The organism is Cohaesibacter sp. ES.047 (assembly GCF_900215505.1).
GTDB lineage: Bacteria > Pseudomonadota > Alphaproteobacteria > Rhizobiales > Cohaesibacteraceae > Cohaesibacter.
On record NZ_LT907844.1, the window covers coordinates 1,321,409 to 1,338,932 of the forward strand.

12 protein-coding genes are annotated in these 17,524 nt (G+C 56.4%); 11 read left to right on the forward strand and 1 reads right to left on the reverse strand.

All coding sequences use genetic code 11. The features are described from left to right. The first annotated feature begins 91 nt into the window (after positions 1 to 91). From tolB to glmM, 6 genes are all read left to right on the forward strand, one after another. On the forward strand, positions 92 to 1,378 hold the full coding sequence (tolB, locus tag CPH65_RS05905; RefSeq protein ID WP_197704045.1) for a Tol-Pal system beta propeller repeat protein TolB: 1,287 nt from the start codon (positions 92 to 94) through the stop codon (positions 1,376 to 1,378). A 240-nt stretch (positions 1,379 to 1,618) separates the two neighbouring features. After that, positions 1,619 to 2,098: a peptidoglycan-associated lipoprotein Pal gene (gene pal, locus CPH65_RS05910; RefSeq protein WP_096172585.1), complete on the forward strand. Its 480-nt coding sequence runs from the start codon at positions 1,619 to 1,621 to the stop codon at positions 2,096 to 2,098. A gap of 271 nt (positions 2,099 to 2,369) precedes the next feature. Next, the gene (gene ybgF, locus CPH65_RS05915; protein ID WP_096172587.1) at positions 2,370 to 3,425 is read left to right on the forward strand and encodes a tol-pal system protein YbgF; all 1,056 of its coding nucleotides are present in this window, start codon (positions 2,370 to 2,372) and stop codon (positions 3,423 to 3,425) included. A gap of 31 nt (positions 3,426 to 3,456) precedes the next feature. Then, on the forward strand, positions 3,457 to 4,773 hold the full coding sequence (gene tilS / locus CPH65_RS05920) for a tRNA lysidine(34) synthetase TilS (protein ID WP_172891466.1): 1,317 nt from the start codon (positions 3,457 to 3,459) through the stop codon (positions 4,771 to 4,773). 183 nt (positions 4,774 to 4,956) lie between these two features. After that, a complete protein-coding gene (ftsH, locus tag CPH65_RS05925) occupies positions 4,957 to 6,876 on the forward strand; it encodes an ATP-dependent zinc metalloprotease FtsH (protein WP_096172590.1) in 1,920 nt (639 codons plus the stop codon). Between the two features lie 348 nt (positions 6,877 to 7,224). Further along, a complete protein-coding gene (gene glmM, locus CPH65_RS05930) occupies positions 7,225 to 8,568 on the forward strand; it encodes a phosphoglucosamine mutase (protein WP_172891582.1) in 1,344 nt (447 codons plus the stop codon). A 90-nt stretch (positions 8,569 to 8,658) separates the two neighbouring features. Here glmM and CPH65_RS05935 read toward each other — a convergent pair whose 3' ends face one another. After that, on the reverse strand, positions 8,659 to 9,591 hold the full coding sequence (locus CPH65_RS05935; protein ID WP_096172591.1) for a DMT family transporter: 933 nt from the start codon (positions 9,589 to 9,591) through the stop codon (positions 8,659 to 8,661). Between the two features lie 416 nt (positions 9,592 to 10,007). On the opposite strand from CPH65_RS05935, the gene CPH65_RS05940 reads away from it, so the two are divergent. From CPH65_RS05940 to CPH65_RS05960, 5 genes are all read left to right on the forward strand, one after another. Beyond that, complete coding sequence (locus tag CPH65_RS05940; RefSeq protein ID WP_157747524.1) at positions 10,008 to 10,751, forward strand: outer membrane protein; 744 nt, start codon at positions 10,008 to 10,010, stop codon at positions 10,749 to 10,751. Positions 10,752 to 11,129: 378 nt separating this feature from the next. Continuing rightward, positions 11,130 to 12,293: a phosphoserine transaminase gene (locus tag CPH65_RS05945; RefSeq protein WP_096172594.1), complete on the forward strand. Its 1,164-nt coding sequence runs from the start codon at positions 11,130 to 11,132 to the stop codon at positions 12,291 to 12,293. Positions 12,294 to 12,390: 97 nt separating this feature from the next. After that, positions 12,391 to 13,980, forward strand: coding sequence for a phosphoglycerate dehydrogenase (gene serA / locus CPH65_RS05950; RefSeq protein WP_096172595.1), 1,590 nt, complete (start codon positions 12,391 to 12,393; stop codon positions 13,978 to 13,980). Between the two features lie 495 nt (positions 13,981 to 14,475). After that, positions 14,476 to 15,771 (forward strand): adenylosuccinate synthase, encoded by a 1,296-nt coding sequence (locus tag CPH65_RS05955; RefSeq protein WP_096172597.1) that lies wholly within the window; start codon positions 14,476 to 14,478, stop codon positions 15,769 to 15,771. 77 nt (positions 15,772 to 15,848) lie between these two features. Further along, positions 15,849 to 17,507: a hypothetical protein gene (locus CPH65_RS05960; protein ID WP_096172598.1), complete on the forward strand. Its 1,659-nt coding sequence runs from the start codon at positions 15,849 to 15,851 to the stop codon at positions 17,505 to 17,507. Positions 17,508 to 17,524 lie beyond the last annotated feature (17 nt).

Consider the following 17,524-nt stretch of genomic DNA (forward strand, 5'->3'; position numbering starts at 1 on the left):
GAAGAAATTCGAGATGAAACAGCTACGCTCCTTCGTGCCGTTCCGGTTTTCGGATGTACCGGCCCGTTCTGTGCCGATTCGCAACGCCCTGATGGTGGTGGCGCTTGCCCTGCTGTCCAGCCTTGCGTTGGTGAGGCCGGGATTTGCGTTGATCGAGATTGATATCCGGCAGGGCAACATCCAACCTATGCCGATTGCAGTCTCCGATTTTTCCGGCAGCGAAATAGCGGTCGAAGTCTCCCGCGTGGTTGAGGCCGATCTCAAGCGTTCAGGCCTGTTTTCCCCGCTTGATCGGAATGCCTTCATCCAGAAGAATCTCTCCTCCTCGACAGTGCCCTCCTTTGCCAACTGGACCGTGATCAACGCGCAGGCGCTTGTCACCGGGACGGTATCGCAGGAAGCCGATGGGCGCTTGAAGGCGGAATTTCGTTTGTGGGATGTGTTTGCCGGCGAGCAGATGACCGGGCAGCAGTTTTTCACGACGCCCAAGAACTGGCGACGGGTTGCCCACATTATCTCCGATGCCATCTATGAGCGTCTGACCGGTGAAAAGGGCTATTTTGACACGCGCATCGTTTTCGTTGATGAAAGCGGCCCGAAGGATCAAAGAGTCAAGCGTCTGGCCATCATGGATCAGGACGGGGCCAATGTGCGCTATCTGACTGATGGCAGCAATCTGGTGCTAACCCCGCGCTTCTCCCCCACCAAGCAGGAAGTCACCTACATGGAGCTCGATAACGGGCAACCCCGGGCGTATCTGCTTGATATCGAAACCGGTCGCCGCTCCAACGTCGGGCAGTTCCCCGGCATGAGCTTCTCTTCGCGTTTCTCGCCAGATGGCAACAGCATCGTTTTGAGCCTGCAGCAACAGGGGGACGCCAATATCTACCGGATGGATCTGCGCAACGGCAAGATCACCCGTTTGACCAACTCCGCTTCCATCGATACCAGCCCCAGCTTCTCGCCCAATGGCCAGCAGATTACTTTCGAGAGTGACCGTGGGGGACGTCAGCAGATCTACGTGATGAATGCGGATGGATCCGGTGTGCAGCGTATCAGTTTTGGCGAAGGAAGCTACTCAACGCCCGTCTGGTCGCCCCGGGGTGATCTGATAGCCTTCACCAAGCGCTACAAGGGCGAATTCCAGATTGGTGTGATGCGAACCGATGGCTCGCGCGAGCGGATCCTTGTCTCCGGTTATCACAATGAGGGGCCGACATGGGCGCCGAATGGCCGCGTCCTGATGTTCTTCCGCGAAAGTCAGGGTGCGAACGGGGGGCCGCATCTCTACTCGATCGATTTGACCGGGCGGAATGAATTGCGCGTGCCGACCCCCGCCTTTGGTTCCGACCCGGCCTGGTCTCCACCGATAGACTAGAAACGACGGCGTGTTCGCTGGACCAGGGCAGGCGCGGATGCAGTCTGCCTCAGTCTGGCCATCTTTTTGCGCTAAAATTCGTATTAGAAATGAAGGCAGCTCTCTTTTCGGGTGGGCTGCCTTCATTGTTGTTGGGGTTGGGTAAGAAAAGGATTTGTTAACCATCTTTGCCAACCCGGTGTTAACCAGTCTCTCGGACAATGGTCCGATGTTTTTTTCTGCGAAAGAATGAGGATCGAGATGATATCCCTTCGCACCAAGTTTCCTGTTCGTGCTGCTTTTGGTCTTCTGCTGATGGTCGTACTTGCGGCCTGTTCTTCCAATTCTGACAAGCTGGCCAATCCGGGCATGTCTGCCAAACCTGGCACAGCGCAGGATTTCGTGGTCAATGTTGGTGATCGCGTGTTCTTTGACACCGATAGCTCCAATATCAATGTTTCGTCTCAGGCGACGCTGGACAAACAGGCGGTCTGGCTGAACCAGTATTCCAACTATCGCATCGCGATTGAAGGCCATGCCGATGAGCGCGGCACCCGCGAATACAACATTGCGCTCGGTGCCCGCCGTGCGAACTCTGTTCGCAACTATCTGGTTTCCAAGGGCGTGTCGGCCAACCGCATGTCGACCAAATCCTACGGCAAGGAACGTCCCGTTGCTGTTTGCAACGACATTTCCTGCTGGTCGCAGAACCGCCGTGCTGTGACGGCTCTTGCCAACTAGGGCGGCTTTGCCTGTGATCGTTTGATCGCGGCCATCAATGCCATTCGGCCATTTGCCGGCTCCGAAGGTTTTCGGGGCCGGTTTTTTGTTGCCGGTCCGCACAATGGTGGTGATCTACCCACAGTCTTGGCAGGGCGTTGGCGTGACTGCTTCATAATTTTGCCGCGAAATACGCGCAAAAGGCTTACGCTGCGTGAAGAATCCGCTAAGCTGCGGTTGCTGACAATCACAGATTGTTGCATTACCAAAAGATGATAATGAGAGGATTTCCATGATCAGATTTTTGTTCGCCATGCTTGCCGTCGCGTGGTGCGCAGGGGGAGCCGCCTTGGCGTCCAGTCCTGAATCGCTTGACGGGCTGGCAGAGCGCATCAATGTTCTGGAATATCAGGCAAGGGAGAGCGGTGTTCCACTGCCGCCGATGCCTATTCCGGATCAAGGTGCCGTTCAGGGCAAGCGTATTCAGGTCGCTCAATCTGCTGCCAATCTGGCTGTCAGGGTTGACCGGCTAGAAACCCAGATGCGTCAATATACCGGACAGATGGAAGAAATGAACTTCCGCATCCGGCAGCTGCAGGAGCAGCTGAAGCGCTTTCAGGAAGACAGCGAGTTCCGCTTTCAGGATCTCGAGAAGGGTAAGGGCCGTCGCAAGAGTTCGAGCAACACGCTGAACCAGCCAGCGGCGCCATCAAGCCAGCAGACCTTCGAACAGTTGGGGACCCCGCCGCAAACGCTGGGGAACCTGTCTCAACAGCGGGCACCGGACAACAATCTGGCCGAAAACTCCATCATCGGCCAACAGCCAGCCTCGCCGCAGTTCAACAACGGCCAGCAGCCTTCTTCTGGCCCGATCGATCTTTCTGCGATGCTGGGCGGCAATGTGTCCGGGCCATCTTCCCAGACCAATCCTGCGGCGCCCGCAATCCAGAACAGCTCGCTCACGGGGGATCCCGCGACCGATTATGATGTTGCCTATGGCTTCATCCTGCGTGGTGACTATCCTGCGGGTGAGGCGGCGTTTCGCCAGTTCGCTCAGGCCTATCCCAATGATGAGCTCGCCGCCAACGCCAATTACTGGATCGGTGAAAGCCGGTTCCAACAAGGGGATTACCGCGGTGCGATCGAGGTTTTCCTTGATGCCTATTCCCAGTTTCCCCAGTCCCAGAAAGCGCCTGACATGTTGCTCAGGACCGGCATGTCCCTGCATCAGATCAATGAGCGTGATGCTGCCTGCGCAACCTATGAAGAATTGCTGAGCAAGTTTCCCAACGCCTCGTCCGGCGTCAGACAAAAAGTTCGCGCCGAGATGCAAAGTGCCAAATGCTGAAACCTCGCAAGGGGCGGCTGCGCCTCTTGAAATGGATGAAATTGACGCCGTCCTTGCTCCGTTGCGTCAGTATGATCGCCTTTTGCTGGCGGTATCCGGTGGAGCAGACTCCCTCGCCTTGATGATTTTCTGCGCCGAGTGGCGGACCCGATGCGATGCGGCCCCTGAGATTATGGTAGCCAGCGTTGATCATGGGCTGCGCGCCGATTCTGCGAAAGAATGCGCCTATGTCGCTGATCTTGCGCGTACCTATGGTTTGGCGCACAGCACGCTTTCATGGCTGGAGCGCCCTGTGGGGGCGAGCCTTCAGGCACAGGCGCGGGATGCGCGCTATCGATTGCTTGCCGCGCATGCGGATGAGCGCGACTGTTCCGCGATCGTCCTTGCGCATCATCTGAACGATCAGGCGGAAACCGTGATCATGCGTCTGATGCGCGGGAGCGGCGTGACGGGACTTGGTGCTATTCACGCGGTTCAACCCTTTGGTGATCTCAAACTGCTGCGCCCTTTGCTTGATGTGCCGAAGGCCCGATTGATGGCAAGCCTTGTTGCGCGCGGTGCGGAATGGATCGAAGACCCGAGCAATCAAAGCCCCGATTACCTGCGTGTTCGGGTGCGCGGCCTGATGCCGCAGTTGGCCCAGGAGGGCTGTGATGCGGCGCGCCTCGCTGCGACCGCCCGGCGCATGCAAAGGGCGGATGATGCGCTGAACGGCCTTGCTGATGACGCCTTTCATGCCCTGCTGCGACGCGAGCCCGGCCGGGCCCTGTCTTTTGACCCTGAGGCCTATGCGAAGCTTCATGAAGAGGTTCGGCTTCGCCTCGGCCGCTTGATGCTTTGCGAAGTGGCGGGCCTTGGCTATCCGCCGCGCGAGGAGCGTCTGATTTCTCTTGATCGCAGCTTGTGTGACCTCGCCCAAGCAGGTGCCGGGGGTGGTGCCTTTCAAAAGAGAACAATGGGCGGCTGCTGTTTTGATTGGGTGAAGGGGCGAGTGTGGGTCTATCGTGAGCCGGGGCGCGCGCCGAAGACCGAGCCGATTGTGGATAACGCGGTCACTGATTGGCAGGGACTTTACGATATAAAGCTATTGCAAGATGCATCCGAGCATGCGGGCGATGCGTATATCAGAATGCTAGGGGCCGATGGCCGGAGTCTTCTGTTGCAGGATGGTCTCATTTTTTCTGCTGATCGTGCAGAAGGGGAGGCGCCACCGCTTGCGCTGATCGAAGCCCTGCCCGCGATCTGGTGGAGTGGAGCACCTCGTTTCGTGGTCGATTGGCCAGAAGTGGGCCGAATGAACAGAGTAGGGGTTGATTTTAAGGAAAAAAACACGAAATTCATGGACTAGAAGACCATAAATTAAACCATGGGTCTAAATTTGGGTAAGAAAGCGCATTCCTTGCCTTGGCAACGCCGACTTGACTCCCTAAATTCAGAAGAACTCGAAAATTTGCCGATTTATGTCATCGCGCTGGGAGGAATTTCCAAAGCATGATAATCGGTGTCCCCCGCGGGAACCAAGGGATTACATATGAACGCCAATTTCCGTAGCCTGGCTTTGTGGGTCATCATTGGCCTGTTGCTGGTCGCCCTCTTTCAGCTCTTTCAGAGCCCAACCCAGCAATCGAATTCTCAGGAAGTTCCGTTCTCGCAGTTCGTGAACGATGTTGAGCAGGGACGTGTGAAAGAAGTGACCATTACCGGTCAGCAAGTGACCGGGCAGATGTCCGACAACAGCAGCTTCCAGACCTACCTGCCGCAGAACGACACCACGCTCATTCCGACCTTAAGGAAAAACGGGGTAGCGATCACCGCCAAGCCGCCGACAGAGAGCTTCTCTTTGCTCAATGCGCTGATTTCCTGGTTCCCGATGATCCTCATTCTGGCTGTCTGGATCTTTTTCATGCGCCAGATGCAGGGCGGTGGTAAAGCCATGGGCTTTGGCAAGTCCAAGGCCAAGTTGCTGACCGAAGCACAGGGGCGCATCGTCTTTGACGACGTGGCTGGTGTGGATGAAGCCAAGGAAGATCTGCAGGAAATTGTTGAATTCTTGCGCGATCCGCAAAAATTCCAACGCCTTGGTGGACGCATTCCGCGCGGGGTGCTGCTCGTCGGCCCTCCGGGTACCGGTAAAACCCTTTTGGGTAAAGCGGTCGCTGGGGAGGCCAATGTGCCCTTCTTCTCGATTTCCGGTTCGGACTTCGTTGAAATGTTCGTTGGTGTCGGCGCGTCCCGTGTGCGCGATATGTTCGAGCAGGCCAAGAAGAACGCGCCTTGCATCATCTTCATCGATGAGATTGATGCGGTGGGTCGTCATCGTGGTGCCGGTCTTGGTGGCGGCAATGACGAACGCGAACAGACGCTCAACCAGTTGCTCGTTGAAATGGATGGTTTCGAGGCCAATGAGGGCGTGATCCTTGTTGCCGCGACCAACCGTCCTGACGTGCTCGACCCTGCCTTGATGCGTCCGGGCCGTTTTGACCGCCAGATCGTGGTGCCCAATCCCGATATCACCGGTCGCGAAAAAATCCTCAAGGTCCATATGCGCAATGTGCCGTTGGCTCCGGATGTGGATCTCAAGACCCTTGCTCGCGGAACGCCCGGCTTCTCAGGTGCTGACCTGATGAACCTTGTCAACGAGGCTGCCCTGTTGGCTGCGCGTCGTGACCGCCGTCTGGTTTCCATGTCCGAATTCGAGGATGCCAAGGACAAGGTCATGATGGGTGCGGAACGCCGTACGCTGGTGATGAGCGAGGAAGAGAAGAAACTCACTGCTTATCACGAAGCCGGCCATGCGCTCGTTGCACTGCATATGCCTGCCTCTGATCCGATCCACAAGGCGACGATCATTCCGCGCGGTCGCGCGCTTGGTATGGTGATGCGGTTGCCAGAAAAAGATCAGGTCTCCCTCACGCGTGCAAAATGTTATGCCGACCTCGCTGTTGCCATGGGCGGGCGTGTCGCCGAGGAAATGATCTTCGGTTACGAAAAGGTCACCTCGGGTGCGTCTGGTGATATTCAGATGGCAACGCGCCTGTCACATGCCATGGCCACCCAGTATGGCATGTCCGATGAGCTGGGTCCTTTGCTCTATTCGGAAAATGAAGAAGAGGTCTTCCTTGGTCATTCCGTGGCGCGCCAGCAGAATGTTTCGGATGAAACCCAGAAACTCGTCGACAGCGAAGTGAAGCGATTTGTCGAAGAAGGTTATCAGAAGGCCAAGCAGATTTTGGGTGATAAGAAGGATGAACTGATCTCCATTGCTGAAGGGTTGCTTGAATATGAAACCCTGAGCGGACAGGAAATCCGGGATCTGCTCGATGGCAAGCCTCCCGTGCGTGACGATGACGATGGTCCGATCACGACCAAGGGCTCTGCTGTTCCCTCCACCGGCGCCGTCAAGAAGGGTGGTGAACCCGATGGCGGCATGGAGCCGCAGCCACAAGGCTGATGGCCGTGTATCGTTCCAAGATTTTGAAAAGCGCCCCAACCGGGGCGCTTTTTGTTTGTTTGGCTTTTGTTGGTGAGATTCCCTTGCAATGCAGCGGTGTTTGAGCAAGAAGGCCTTGTAACAAGCGGCAACAATGTTTGACCGCCCGTGCGGAGAAAGTTGGCCCAAATCCGAGCAAATCAATATAGAGAGATAACGAAGCGTATTTACTTCGATTTAGAAGCTTTGTTCTAAAACGGGGTAAGACGGAATCGATTGCGGGCCGGTAAATCGGGAGCATCGAAGCGGATAAACTGTTCGCTGCGTTGGGTGCTCCGGGCGTGGCCCTTGAAAGGTTGAATGGGATTGATGGGAAAGTATTTCGGAACAGACGGGATTAGAGGGCACGCGAACCGGTTCCCGATGACTGCGGAAATCGCGATGAAAGTGGGTATGGCGACGGGCAAGATCTTCCGGCGCGGCGACTTTCGGCATCGTGTGGTGATCGGCAAGGATACGCGTCTGTCCGGTTACATGCTTGAACCGGCTCTGACTGCCGGGTTCACGGCGATGGGAATGGATGTCTTTCTGCTTGGTCCGGTGCCAACGCCCGGCGTTGCGATGCTGACCCGGTCCTTACGCGCCGATCTGGGTGTCATGATCTCGGCTTCGCACAATCCTTATCAGGACAATGGCATCAAGCTGTTCGGCCCCGACGGCTACAAGCTGTCCGACCAGATCGAAGCGGAAATCGAAGAGCTGCTCGAAACGGATATGAACCAATATCTGACGCGGCCTGACCGGCTGGGACGTGCCAAGCGGATCGAAGGCGTGCATGACCGCTACATCGAATTTGCCAAGCGCACACTACCGCGCTCCCTGTCGCTTGACGGGTTGCGCGTCGTGATCGATTGCGCCAACGGGGCGGCCTATCGGGTGGCGCCCGATGCGCTGTGGGAGCTGGGCGCCGAGGTCATCAAGATCGGTGTCGAGCCTGATGGCTTCAACATCAATGACAATTGCGGTTCCACCTCGGTCGGAACGCTGGTCTCCAAGGTTCGTGAAGTGCGGGCCGACATCGGTATTGCGCTTGACGGTGACGCCGATCGCGTGATCATCGTTGATGAGAAAGGCAAAGTGGTTGATGGCGATCAGTTGATGGCGGTTGTCGCCGAGCGCTGGTCCAAGGACAACCGCCTGACCGCTCCGGGCATTGTTGCGACGGTGATGTCCAACCTCGGGTTGGAGCGCTTCCTCAATGGCATGAAGCTGTCTCTAGTGCGCACCAAGGTGGGCGACCGCCATGTGGTGGAGCATATGCGCGCGCACAATTACAACGTTGGCGGCGAGCAGTCGGGCCATCTGGTTCTTAGTGATTACTGCACCACCGGGGACGGGTTGATCTCGGCTCTTCAGATTCTGGCAGTGGTTGCCAAGCTCGGCAAGCCCGTCAGCGAGGTGTGCAACCGGTTCGAGCCAGTGCCGCAACTTCTCAAGAATGTCCGTTTCAGCGAAGGAGAACCGCTTGAAGCGGAGAATGTGAAAAAGGCCATTGAGGCAGGCGAAAAGAAATTCGGCGAGAATGGCCGCATCGTCATTCGTGCCTCTGGCACCGAGCCACTCATTCGCGTTATGGCGGAGGGCGATTCCCCGGATATGGTGCGCGACGTTGTTGATGATATCTGTGAAGAGGTCCGCAAGGCGACGCTTTGATCGCTCGCGCACCGACTTCAATGCTCAGAGGGCCGCTCGTTTTCGGGTGGCCCTTTTTTGTCAGGTTGAAATTGTTGAAGCGGGTCTGTTTCAGAGCAGATTTTTTCTCATGGGCAGCGGGAGCTTGCGTTCGCTGATGGCGATGCCGAGCATGATCACCGCAAAGCCAATCCAGGCCGACGGCGACAGGGTCTCACCCAGAAGGGTTATGCCGCCAAGCGCGGTGAAAACGGGAATGAGATAGTTGCTTGTGGCCACAAATCCCGCGGTGGTCTGAGAGAGCAGGGTGAACAGGACCAGGGTTGCAAAGGCGGTTGGCACAAGGCCGAGATAGAGCAGGATCGACCATTTGGCGATGCTTGCCTCGACCGCAAAACCATTCGGCTCGAGACCCAAGGCCGCGATGATCAGCAATGTGGCTGCGGTTGTCACCACGGCGGTCGCCTTGTCGATATTGTCGGCGGGCGGCATTCTTCGTGTTGAGACACTGTTGAGGGCATAGCAGAAGCTGGCAATGAAGATGGCAATCTGGCCGATTACTTCTGCTTTGCTCGTTGCTGACAGGCTCGACAAGTCAGGCTTGATGATCAGAACCACACCAACGAACCCGATCAGGAACCCGACTGCCTTGGACCTGGTGAGCTTCTCGTCGGACAGCAATAGGTGTGCCATCAGCATGACCGACAGGGGGACTGTTCCCATCAGGATCCCGGCGATTGCGGAACTGGTGAACTGGGTGCCCCAGGCAATGAGCAGGAAGGGAACCGCAGAGCTCATGAGGGCGAGCCAGACCACCCAGGGTGCATGATGCCAGCCAAGGCTCCATGGTTTCCTCAGGATCGCAAAACGATAAAACAGCAAGGCGATGGCACCGGTGCTCAGGCGTCCAGCCGTTACCCAGAGCGGTGAGATGTCGGAAACGGCCACGCGGGTGAGGATGATCGCTGACCCCCAACAGAAGACAAGGATAGCCAACATGAGCCAATGGCGCAGAGACGGCAACTGCGGGGTGCTTGAAAACATGATGGAAGGGCCTTGAGTGTGGGGCTTGGTTGGGCTGTGGATTTCCGCAACCGGAAGGGGGCGAGACTAGTCAATCCGGAGCGAAAGATCAATCTATGCTTCATAGCGGGGCTGATTTCTGGACAGGATTTGACAGATGGTCGGTGACGATGATCGCCGCAAGCATTTGATGACGTGTATGTTCTCGTGCATTGGCAAGAGAGTTTGATTGCGCGTAAGGGTTGGTAACGAATTGTTAAGAATAAAATTTGCAAATTGCAATGATTTATATAAACACTATTATCGTATTGGGATTTTTGTGACGTAATTATGCTTAAAAATCGTAGTTAATCCAGTATTAAGGAAATTCTGGGATCCTTTTTCTCGAGTGTATTTCTCAAATGTGTATTTGGACACTGTATCGAGAGGAAAAAGAGATGAGCAGCCTCAAAAAAAATCTGTTTTTGAGTGTGTTCGGGGCCGCTATGACAGCAACTGTTGCCTATGCAGCAGATTTGCCTGCGCCGCCGATTATCGAATACGAACCCGAGAGCCCGATTGAAATCGGCTCCAGCTGGTATTTGCGTGGAGACCTTGGTCTGGCCGTCTATCAGGGCGGACGCGGATCCTGGACCTCGGCTACCGGTTCGGTCGTGAAATGGCATGACGACAGCTTTGATGTTGGTGGTGTTATCGGTGGTGGCTTCGGTTACTATTTCAACGAATATTTCCGTTCCGACATCACGCTCGATTATCGCACCAAGGTGAAATACAAAGGCAAGGTTCCTTGCGGGTCTCTTTGTACCTATACCACGGAAAGCAATACCTTCAGTGCCTGGACCCTGATGCTGAACGGTTACTATGATTTCGGAACCTGGAATTCCATCACGCCGTACGTCGGCGCCGGCGTGGGTACTGCGTGGGTGAAAGTGGACGATTACAAGACCGACACGGGCTATTCCTTCAAGGATCACGGCCAGTTCAACTTTGCTTGGAACGTTATGGCCGGTGCGTCGTTCGATCTGACCGATGAGCTGAAGCTGGATGCAAACTATCGGTTTGTATCTCTGGGCGAGACCAGAACCGGTCGGGTGAATGCGGCTGCTGCCGAGAATTCGGTCAAGTTCGAGGATCTCTATGCGCACGACTTCCGTGTGGGTCTGCGTTACGATCTGAACTAGGGTCCGGCAAGGCTCCGGGCGGCTTGTCTGCTCTGCCAAGTTGAGATGCAGACCGACAGCTTCGGCTGTTCGAGATCGCCCGAAATGGGCCAAACAGGATTTCAATCCTCTCGAAAAGGGCGACCGTCAACGGATGGTCGCCTTTTTCTATGCCCCGTTTCTATGCCCGTTGCCCGAGCGTGTCGGTCGTTTTCCGCTCCCTGCGGGATGGCAAGGTGATGTGATGCGTCGGCGACATTTATGTCGCACTGACCCAATGGACCGGGCGTAAAAGCTGCCTTTAGGGAAATACCGTTTGACGGCCAATTTGAATTGGGCTACCCCCTTCCGTGGGACACCTCTCCCCAACGAGAGGCAACTATCTGTGAGGGTAGCTTTATGAGCGACATGACTGCACCGGCCAAACGGCCGAACAATCCCCATTTCTCTTCTGGTCCATGTTCCAAGCGTCCGGGTTGGTCTTTAGACAGCCTGAAAGATGCGTCCTTGGGCCGTTCCCACCGCGCAAAAATCGGCAAGACCAAACTGAAGGACGCGATCGACAAGACGCGCGAAATCCTCGGTGTGCCTGACGACTATCGCATTGGCGTCGTGCCTGCATCGGATACCGGTGCGGTCGAGATGGCTCTATGGTCTCTGCTCGGCGCCCGCGGTACGGACATTCTCGTCTGGGAAAGCTTTGGCGCAGGCTGGGCTACCGACGTTGTCAAACAGCTCAAGCTGGATGATGTCCGTGTGATGGAAGCTGACTACGGCACGCTTCCCGATTTATCCAAAGTCGATTTCTCCCGTGATGTTGTCTTCACATGGAATGGCACGACCTCGGGTGTGCGTGTGCCCAATGGCGACTGGATCGCCGATGATCGCGAAGGTTTGACCATTTGCGATGCGACCTCTGCTGCTTTTGCGCAGGATCTCGCGTGGGACAAACTCGATGTTGTGACCTACAGCTGGCAGAAGGTGCTGGGCGGTGAAGCAGCCCACGGCATGCTGATCCTCAGCCCGCGTGCTGTCGAGCGGCTCGAAAGCTATACGCCCGCATGGCCAATGCCGAAAATCTTCCGCATGACCAAGGGCGGCAAGCTGATCGAAGGCATCTTCAAGGGTGAGACGATCAACACCCCGTCCATGCTCTGTGTCGAAGATTATCTTGATGCGCTCAACTGGTCGAAGGAAATCGGCGGATTGAAAGCCCTGCGTGCTCGCGCTGATGCCAACCTTGCTGTTCTTGAGGCATGGGCAGAGAAGACCTCGTGGGTCGACTTCCTTGCTAAGGACAAGGCCATCCGCTCCAACACGTCTGTCTGTCTGACGATTGTCGACGCTGAGGTTGCTGCGCTGGATGAGGCGGCTCAGGCGGCCTTTGCCAAGGCTCTTGTTGCTCGGCTCGACAAGGAAGGCGTTGCCTTTGACATCGGAGCTTATCGCGATGCGCCGTCCGGTCTGCGGATCTGGGCTGGTGCGACAGTTGAGGCCTCCGACCTCGAAGCGCTGACCGAATGGCTCGATTGGGCCTTTGCATGCGAGAAGGCGGCTCTGTAAGGAAGAGCCCCAACCTTTCCCAAGTTTCTTTTCTTTTCGCGCGCGTGCGCTCTTCGGACTTGCGCGCCGCTTGATCCAGCATCATGAGGATAATCCCATGGCTAAAGTTCTGATTTCCGACAAACTGTCTCCTACCGCCGTTCAGGTCTTCAAGGACAAGGGCGTCGAGGTTGATTACCTGCCCGATCTGGGCAAGGACAAGGACAAGCTGATCGAGATCATCGGTCAGTATGACGGGCTGGCGATTCGCTCGGCCACCAAGGCAACCGAAAAGGTGATCGCTGCCGCCGACAATCTCAAGGTGATCGGTCGCGCTGGTATCGGCGTTGACAATGTTGATATCGAAAAAGCCACCCAGCGCGGTATCATCGTCATGAATACGCCGTTCGGCAACTCCATCACCACGGCGGAACATGCCATCGCGATGATGTTCGCGGTGGCGCGCCAGATGCCGGCTGCCGACACCTCCACACAGGCGGGTAAGTGGGAAAAATCCAAGTTCATGGGCGTCGAGATCACCAACAAGGTGCTTGGCGTCATTGGCTGCGGCAACATCGGCGGTATCGTTGCGACCCGTGCGGTCGGCCTTAAGATGAAAGTGATTGCGTTTGATCCGTTCCTGTCTGCAGAACGTGCGGTGCAGCTTGGCGTTGAGAAGGTCGAGCTTGAGGATCTGTTCAAGCGCGCCGACTTCATCTCCCTGCACACGCCGCTGACCGAGAAGACCCGCAACATCATTTCAGCCGAAGCCATCGCCAAGATGAAAGACGGTGTGCGAATCATCAACTGCGCCCGTGGCGGTCTGGTTGATGAAGTGGCTCTGGCCGACGCGATCAAGAGCGGCAAGGTTGCCGGAGCGGGCTTTGACGTCTTCACGCAAGAACCGGCCAAGGAAAACGTGCTGTTCGGTCTGCCCAACGTGGTTTGCACCCCGCACCTTGGGGCCTCCACCTCGGAAGCGCAGGAAAATGTCGCCATTCAGGTGGCCGAGCAGATGGCCGACTACCTGGTCAATGGTGCGGTTTCCAACGCGCTCAACATGCCATCCATCACGGCCGAGGAAGCGCCGCGCCTGACGCCATTTGTCAAACTCGCCGATCAACTCGGCTCGTTCGCCGGCCAGCTGACCGAGACGAGCCTTCAGGGCATTCGCATTGAGTATGAAGGCGATGTTGCCGAAATGAACACCCGGGCGCTGACCTCGGTGGTTCTGGCCGGTGTTCTCAAGCCTTTGCTTCAGACCGTGAACATGGTGTCCGCGCCAGCCGTCGCCAAGGAGCGCGGCATCAATGTCGAGGAAACCCGCCGCGAACAGCAGGGCGCTTATGAAAACTACATCCGTGTGACCCTGATTACCGAGCGTCAGGAACGGGGCGTCGCCGGTACCGTCTTTGGCGATGCCAAGCCGCGCATCATCCAGATCAAAGGCATCAACATGGAAGCCGAGTTGGGTGAGAATATGCTCTACATCACCAACAACGACAAACCCGGCTTCATCGGCCGATTGGGCACGCTGCTCGGCCAACACAAGCTGAACATTGCGACCTTTAACCTTGGCCGTAAGGAAGCGGGTGCCGATGCGATCGCGCTTCTGGAAATCGATGGCTCGATCAGCGACAAGGTGATCGAAGAGATCGCCAATCTGGAAGGTGTGGTTCAGGCCAAGGCTCTGCGTTTCGCCGTCTGATTGGAGAAATCAGAATCATGAAAAAGCCCGCCGAGAGTCGTCTCTGGCGGGCTTTTTTTGTGTAAAGGTCTGCTTCCCTTCGCAAATTGGGGGCCTGGCGCAAGATATTTGCACTAAGTTTGCGTGTAAGGGGTTGGAAAAGCGGTTTCTTGCTCGCGTGGATCAAGAGAATTGTCTATAGTCCGCCACGTTTGAAGAGACCGAGTCCATAGAAAAGAGATTGCCGACAACCAGTCTGTGACCTGCTTTTCTGCGGTTACATTTCAAAGCGATCAAGCTCCAGACCAGCTGGCTTGGCCAGACTGTTGCATCACTTGCCGTTCTGGACGGTGTCTTGCAAACGGGTTTTTTAGGGCTGATCGGCTTTTCTAGAGCGTTTTAGGGTGATCGGGTTACCGTATTGGATTTAAACGCTATCTTTCAGGAAGTTTACGCATTTTCGCGACGTGATGGTCTCGAAAATTGCTCTAACAGAGATCAAAGGAGCTGACATCGATGGCAAATGTTGTAGTCGTCGGGTCGCAATGGGGCGACGAGGGTAAAGGCAAGATTGTGGACTGGCTGTCGGAGCGTGCCGATATAGTGGTGCGCTTTCAGGGTGGTCACAATGCCGGCCATACGCTCGTTATTGACGGTGTCAGCTACAAGCTCAGCCTGCTGCCTTCTGGCGTTGTCCGTGAAGGCACGATGGGCGTGATTGGCAACGGTGTTGTTGTTGATCCCCATGCACTGGTTGCCGAAATCGGGCGTCTTGCCGAGCAGGGCGTGAAAGTGTCCCGGGATAACTTGCGTATTGCCGAGAATGCGTCGCTCATTCTGTCGCTGCACCGCGAGCTTGATGCGATGCGCGAGGAAGCTGCTGCTGCCGGAACCAAGATCGGCACCACCAAGCGCGGCATTGGCCCGGCCTATGAGGACAAGGTTGGCCGCCGCGCCATTCGGGTGCTGGATCTTGCCAACATTGAGACCCTGCCTGCCAAGATTGATCGTCTGCTTGCGCACCACAATCCGCTGCGTCGCGGACTTGGGGTTCCTGAGATCGACCCAAAAGATATCTATGATGAGCTGACGAGCGTTGCCGATCAGGTTCTGCCGTTCGTTGATCAGAGCTGGCGCCTGCTCGATCAGGCCAAGAAGGCCGGGAAACGAATCCTGTTCGAAGGGGCGCAAGGCGCGCTGCTCGATGTTGATCACGGCACCTATCCGTTCGTGACCTCCTCGCACACATCTGCCGGTCAGGCCGCTGCCGGGTCTGGGATTGGCCCTTCGGCGCTCAACTATGTTCTGGGCATCACCAAGGCCTACACCACGCGTGTTGGAGAAGGTCCGTTTCCGACAGAGTTGTTCGATGAAGTCGGACAGTTTCTGGGTGAGAAAGGCAAAGAGTTTGGTGTGGTGACCGGCCGTAAACGCCGGTGTGGCTGGTTTGATGCGGTTCTCGTGCGCCAGACTGTCTGTACCTCTGGTATCACCGGTATCGCGCTGACCAAACTCGATGTGCTCGATGGACTTGAAGAAATCAAGATTTGCGTCGGCTATATGCTGGATGGTGAGCGAATCGATTATCTGCCTGCCTCGCAAGGGGCTCAGGCCCGGGTGGAGCCGATCTACGAAACGCTGGAAGGCTGGAGCGGCAGCACGGCAGGTGCTCGCACCTGGAACGATTTGCCTGCACAGGCCGTTAAGTATGTGCGCCACGTTGAGGAGTTGATTGGAGCGCCAGTTGCGTTACTCTCTACAAGTCCGGAGCGCGAAGATACGATTCTTGTTCAGGATCCGTATCAGGACTAGAATGAAGCGCCTTGCAATCTTGTCAGATCGACCCGAGGCGCGTATTTCGGTCTGACGAGGCGTAAATGGAATAAAATATGGCGGACTATTATGTAATTTTGAAGCGTGCTGTTGGTGTGTTGCCCGAAGGGACACGCGAGCAACGGCAGGCCATATATGACAAGGCACGCAAGGCCCTGTTGGCCCAGCTTCAGAGTATGGATCCGCCACTTGCTCCCTCCGAGATCAGTAAACAGCGCATGGCGCTCGAAGAGGCCGTTCGGTCTGTCGAGCGAGACCTTACCCTCGAAAGGGAGCAGGCTGAAGCCGATGCTGCTGCGGTTGCTTCCGATGCCAATGCCTCGGAGCATCTCCACGATGATACGGATTCGTTCTCGCCGCATCATCGCGGGGCGCCGGAGGTGTCTGCCCATGGTCCCGATCATGAGGATGCCTTGCAACATGATGCAGGCGAGCGTGATGTTGGCGAAGGCACCACAAATCGAGATGACTATTCCCCCAGCCGCCCGGCGAACGATCGCGGCGAGCGGGAGGAGGACGTCGAACCGGTTTCTCCGTCCGACAAGGTGATCCGCCGCGCAGGGCACGATGTTCTCAAGAATGCGGTGCGCGATGCCAATGCGATTGGCTCTGCTACCGATGCCGCTGTCAGATCGGCCAAGGATGCGGCTGATGCTGTTGGTGAAGCGCCCGAGCCTTACCTATCTCGGGAGGCGCGTACCGAAGCGCCGAAGTATGATGAACGCATCGAGCCATCTCTTGCAGGCGCTCCACGTCCTGCAGCAAAGCCCGATGAGGCCAAGACTGATGCTGGTTTTGTCGTCAAGGATGGCCCGATCGGAGGATTGCCGGAAGAAGACGAGGAGCCCAAAAAAGGTTTGGGGTTTGTTGTCGGCGGTGTTCTGCTCGCCGGAGTGATCGGCGCGGGCGGCTATCTTCTCTATGACAATCGGGATGCCTTTGTTTCGACGCTCAATGATGTTTCGTCAGGCGATGGACCGTCCGAGGTGGCGAGCGATGGCCCTACGACGACGGGCGAGGAGACCATTCCTAGCAAGACCGTACGCACCGTTACCGTGACCGCGCCCGATGAGGGTGCGCCCGATGCTGCGGCACAAGCAGGTCCTGACCAGACATCAGGAGATGCTGTCGAGACGGCGCAAACCGATACCGATGAGGCGACCAATCTAGAGCCAGCGGATGCTGTCGCAGCAGAACGCTCCATTCTCTATGAAGAAGAGGGTCCCAACGGTGAGCCGGGAACGGCCGAGGCTGGCGAAGCTGTGTGGGATCTTGAAGGTGAGGGTGATGAAGCCGTTGTCGTGCTGACGGCTTCGTTCCCGGAACAGGATGTCACGTTCGACATTCGCATTTCCAAGAATTCGGACGAGGATTTGCCCGCGTCTCACCTGATCGAAATATCCATATTTCGCGATGAAGATGCGCCGGACAAGGCGATTCAAAGCATCCCCGGTCTCATTCTCAAGCCAACCGAGCAAACGCGTGGCGAGGGTCTGATCGGTGCTGCAATTCGCATTTCCGATGACATGCACTGGATTGCGCTGACGGCGGGTGAGCGGGAAATTCGCTATAATCTCGAGTTGCTCTTGCTGAGAAGCTGGATTGATATTCCCCTCCAGTATGCCTCACAGCGTCGTGCCATCCTGACCCTTGAAAAAGGGGATAGTGGCGACGATGTCATCAAGGCAGCAATCAAGGAATGGAGTGGCGAATAGTCCTTCGCGCGACCAGA

What these genes read in the sequence shown, in the direction of transcription:
- CPH65_RS05945 (WP_096172594.1), top strand. Translation starts at nt 11,130, where the DNA reads ATGAGCGACATGACTGCACCGGCCAAACGGCCGAACAATCCCCATTTC.
- CPH65_RS05955 (WP_096172597.1), top strand. Translation starts at nt 14,476, where the DNA reads ATGGCAAATGTTGTAGTCGTCGGGTCGCAATGGGGCGACGAGGGTAAA.
- serA (WP_096172595.1), top strand. Translation starts at nt 12,391, where the DNA reads ATGGCTAAAGTTCTGATTTCCGACAAACTGTCTCCTACCGCCGTTCAG.
- ftsH (WP_096172590.1), top strand. Translation starts at nt 4,957, where the DNA reads ATGAACGCCAATTTCCGTAGCCTGGCTTTGTGGGTCATCATTGGCCTG.
- CPH65_RS05940 (WP_157747524.1), top strand. Translation starts at nt 10,008, where the DNA reads ATGAGCAGCCTCAAAAAAAATCTGTTTTTGAGTGTGTTCGGGGCCGCT.
- pal (WP_096172585.1), top strand. Translation starts at nt 1,619, where the DNA reads ATGATATCCCTTCGCACCAAGTTTCCTGTTCGTGCTGCTTTTGGTCTT.
- CPH65_RS05960 (WP_096172598.1), top strand. Translation starts at nt 15,849, where the DNA reads ATGGCGGACTATTATGTAATTTTGAAGCGTGCTGTTGGTGTGTTGCCC.
- glmM (WP_172891582.1), top strand. Translation starts at nt 7,225, where the DNA reads ATGGGAAAGTATTTCGGAACAGACGGGATTAGAGGGCACGCGAACCGG.
- tilS (WP_172891466.1), top strand. Translation starts at nt 3,457, where the DNA reads ATGGATGAAATTGACGCCGTCCTTGCTCCGTTGCGTCAGTATGATCGC.
- CPH65_RS05935 (WP_096172591.1), bottom strand. Translation starts at nt 9,591, where the DNA reads ATGTTTTCAAGCACCCCGCAGTTGCCGTCTCTGCGCCATTGGCTCATG.
- ybgF (WP_096172587.1), top strand. Translation starts at nt 2,370, where the DNA reads ATGATCAGATTTTTGTTCGCCATGCTTGCCGTCGCGTGGTGCGCAGGG.
- tolB (WP_197704045.1), top strand. Translation starts at nt 92, where the DNA reads ATGGTGGTGGCGCTTGCCCTGCTGTCCAGCCTTGCGTTGGTGAGGCCG.